Below are 3,370 nucleotides of genomic sequence, written 5' to 3' on the forward strand. Positions count from 1 at the left end.
CCTCCTGCGCGCTCGCCGCCACCACGTTGCGCACGTGCACGTACACCGCCACCTGCAGCACCGCCAGCAGCAGCGCCACGATCAGCAACGAGACCAGCACGAAATCGACGACGGCGCTGCCCCGCTCCCGATGACCCTCCGGCCCCTCTGCAGGGCCTCGCGGCGAGCCCGCGAGCCGTGGGGGCCAGAGGGGTCCTCTTTCAGCCGGCACTCGTGACCGACGTCAGCGCGTTCGTCACCGCCTCGACGATCGCCGCACGGAACGGGATCAGGATCGCCAGCACCAGCGCGGCGGTCATCACGGTGATCATCACCCAACCGGGCACGTCACCCCGCTCGGGATCCTCCCCGCGCAACCGCTCGACCAGGGCGACGAGGGTCGCGGAGATGAAGGCGTAGGCACGCATGAGGGCTTCCTTTCCGGTTGTCCGCGGGCTCACTGCGCCAACGAGACGATGCTGATCAACCCCGGGAACAGGGCGAAGAGGACGGTGACCGGCAGCACCAGGAAGACGACCGGCACCATCATGGCGATCTCCTTGCGACCACCGGCCTCGAGCAGCCGCCGCTTGCCGGCCTCGCGCACGTCGGCGGCCTGGGCGCGCAGCACCTCAGCCAGCGGCGTGCCGCGCTCGATGGCCACGAGCAGGCCGTCGATGAACCGGGCCAGCGGGTCGAGGGAGGTGCGGTCGGCGATCTGCTGCAGCGCGTCGGTCAGCGGCACGCCGGCCCGCGCCCGGCCGAGCGCGGCACCCAGCTCGCGGGCCAGCTCCCCGCCGGAGAGCCGGGTGACCCGGGCGATCGCGGCCGTGGGGCTCTCCCCCGCCGTCACCGCGAGCGCGAGCAGCTCGGCGACCACCGGGAACTCCGCGAGCAGCAGCTCCTCGCGCCGCTGCACCTGCTGGGTGAGCCACCAGTCGCGGCCGAGCACCCCGCCGACCAGGCCGGCCACGCAGAGCAGCCCGGCCGACAGCACGTTGAGGTCGCCGGCGGCCAGCGACCCGACCGCCGCGACCAGGGCCGCCCCGAGCAGGCCGAGCCCGCCCCAGACGACCTGCTCGATGCGGAAGTCCTCCACCGTGAGGTCGCCACCGAGGGCGTCGAGCCGGCGGCGCACCGCGGCCCGCCCGCCGACGAAGCGGTCGACCACGCGGGCGCCCTTGCTGATCGACGGACCGGCGATCCGGCGCACCGCGGTGAGGAGGCCGGGCTCGGTCGCGGTGCCGAGCAGACGCGACGGCGGCGGGGTGTCGTGCACGTAGGGCGCGAGCCGGTCGACCAGCCGCACCGAGCGGAACGGCGGCGCGTACGTCAGCACGAGCACCAGCCCGGTCGCGGCCAGCAGGCCGAGCAGCATGCCCAGGACGCCGGCGCTCACCGGACCACCCCGCTCACTGGAGCACCCGCACGTCCTCGGGCAGCCGCCCGATCCGCAGCATCAGCCGGTAGGCGACCAGGCAGACCGCGCCGCCGCCGAGCAGGATCGCCGTGCCCAGTGCCGAGTCGTAGGCCGCCAGCGTCGTCGACTGGGTGGCGAGCAGGAGCAGCACGACCCACGGCGCGGCGACCGCCAGCCGGGCGGCCTGCACCACCCAGCCCTGCCGGGTCTCCAGCTCGGCGCGGGCGCGGGCGTCCTCGCGCAGGAACGTCGACAGCGTGCGCAGCACCCGCCCGAGGTCGCTGCCGCCGACCTCCCGGGCGACGCGCAGCGTCTCCACGATGCGGTCGCCCACCGGGTCGGCGAGGTCGTCCTTGAGCCGGTCCAGCGAGACGCCGAACCGGCCGGTGGAGCGGTACTCGGCGGCGAACCGGGCGAAGGGCGGGCGCAGCACCTCCGGGCCGCGGGTGGACAGCGCCCCCAGCGCCTCCGGCAGCGACAGCCCGGCCCGGACGGCCGAGGCCAGGTTGTCGACGACCTCCGGCCACACCTCGCGCAGGTCCGCGCGCCGCTTGCCGGCCAGCCGGCGCACCTGCACCTGCGGCAGCAGGAAGCCGAACAGCCCGAACACCAGGCTCACGGTCACCGTGCTCGTCGTCAGCAGGACGACGACGGTGACCAGCAGCCCCAGCCCCATCTGCAGGGCGAGCAGCTGCGCGCCGTTAATGCCGGTGAGCCCGGCGGCGGCCAGCAGCTCCTGCCGTCGCCCGGGACGGCGCGGATCGGTGCGCGGCGCCGGCGCGCGCGACCCGCTACGCCAGATCAGCAGCAGCCCGACCCCGAGCAGGAGGCCGAGCAGCGCACCGGACTCGGTCACGCCAGCAGCCCGGCGAGGTCGAAGCCGGCGGCAGCGAACCGCTCCGGGTGCGGGGGGTAGCCGTCCGCCCGGGCCAGGCGGCCGTCACGGCTGGTGAACACGTCGGCGGTCTCGATGACCCCGTCTTCGGACCGGCCGGGCAACGCGACGATCTCGCGCACCCGCCGCCGGCCGTCGGCATCGGTGCCCGCGTGCACCACCAAATCCACGCTGGAAGCCACGGTGGGGACGACGAACGACGTCCCGATGTTCTCCCCGGCCAGCAGCGGGAGGGTGCACATCTTCACCACCGCCTCGCGGGCGCTGTTGGCGTGCAGCGTGCACATGCCCGGCAGCCCGGAGTTCAGCGCGATCAGCAGGTCCAGGCACTCCTCCTGCCGCACCTCGCCGACCACGATCCGGGAGGGCCGCATCCGCAGCGCCTCCTTCACCAGCCGACGCAGCGGGATCTCCCCGGCCCCCTCGAGGTTGGGCTGGCGGGTCTGCATCGAGACGACGTCGGGCAGCGGCACCCGCAGCTCGAAGACCTCCTCGCAGGTGATCACCCGCTCCCGCGCGGGAACGGCGGCGCACAGGCAGTTGAGCAGCGTCGTCTTGCCGGCCTGGGTGCCGCCGGATACCAGGATGTTCAGCCCGGCGGCGACCGCGGCCTCCAGGAAGCGGGCGGCCTGGGCGGTGAGCGTGCCCAGCGCGACCAGCTCGTCGAGCGAGTGGGCCTGCAGCACGAACTTGCGGATGTTCACCGCCATGTGCCGACGGGTGATGTCGGGGATGACCACGTGCAGCCGGGAGCCGTCGGGCATCATCGCGTCGACGAACGGCGTCGACATGTCGATCCGTCGACCCGAGGTGCGCAGCATCCGCTCCACCAGGTCGGCCAGCTCGCCGGGCGCCAGGATCGTCGTGGTCAGCTCGCTGCGGCCGCGACGGGCGACGAACACCCGGCCCGGCTCGTTGACCCAGACCTCCTCGACCTCGGGGTCGTCCAGGTAGCGCTGCAGCGGCCCGAACCCGGCCACCCGGTCCAGCACGTCGCGGACCACCGACTCCGGATCACCGATCGGCGGCAGCGCCGAGGTCAGCGAGCGCTCCGAGTAGTCGGCGACCACGTCGCG

Annotated in this window: 5 protein-coding genes; all 5 read right to left on the reverse strand. The window is 74.2% G+C overall.

The annotated features are described in order from the left end of the window. Positions 1-211, reverse strand: a 211-nt coding sequence (locus tag ACI79K_RS21030) for a TadE/TadG family type IV pilus assembly protein (protein ID WP_456600673.1), incomplete at its 3' end; no start/stop codon positions are given. Beyond that, the gene (locus tag ACI79K_RS21035) at positions 201-407 is read right to left on the reverse strand and encodes a hypothetical protein (protein WP_456600674.1); all 207 of its coding nucleotides are present in this window, start codon (positions 405-407) and stop codon (positions 201-203) included. The genes ACI79K_RS21030 and ACI79K_RS21035, both read right to left, overlap by 11 nt. 29 nt (positions 408-436) lie before the next feature. Then, positions 437-1,378, reverse strand: a complete 942-nt coding sequence (locus ACI79K_RS21040) for a type II secretion system F family protein (RefSeq protein ID WP_456600675.1) — start codon at positions 1,376-1,378, stop codon at positions 437-439. A gap of 13 nt (positions 1,379-1,391) precedes the next feature. Beyond that, complete coding sequence (locus ACI79K_RS21045) at positions 1,392-2,255, reverse strand: type II secretion system F family protein (protein WP_456600676.1); 864 nt, start codon at positions 2,253-2,255, stop codon at positions 1,392-1,394. Then, positions 2,252-3,370: CpaF family protein (locus tag ACI79K_RS21050; protein ID WP_456600677.1), on the reverse strand; the 1,119-nt coding region annotated here is incomplete at its 5' end. The genes ACI79K_RS21045 and ACI79K_RS21050, both read right to left, overlap by 4 nt.

The organism is Blastococcus sp. SYSU DS0616 (assembly GCF_054051015.1).

Excerpts from the sequence above, each read along its gene's own strand:
- ACI79K_RS21035 (WP_456600674.1), bottom strand. The coding sequence starts at position 407 with ATGCGTGCCTACGCCTTCATCTCCGCGACCCTCGTCGCCCTGGTCGAG.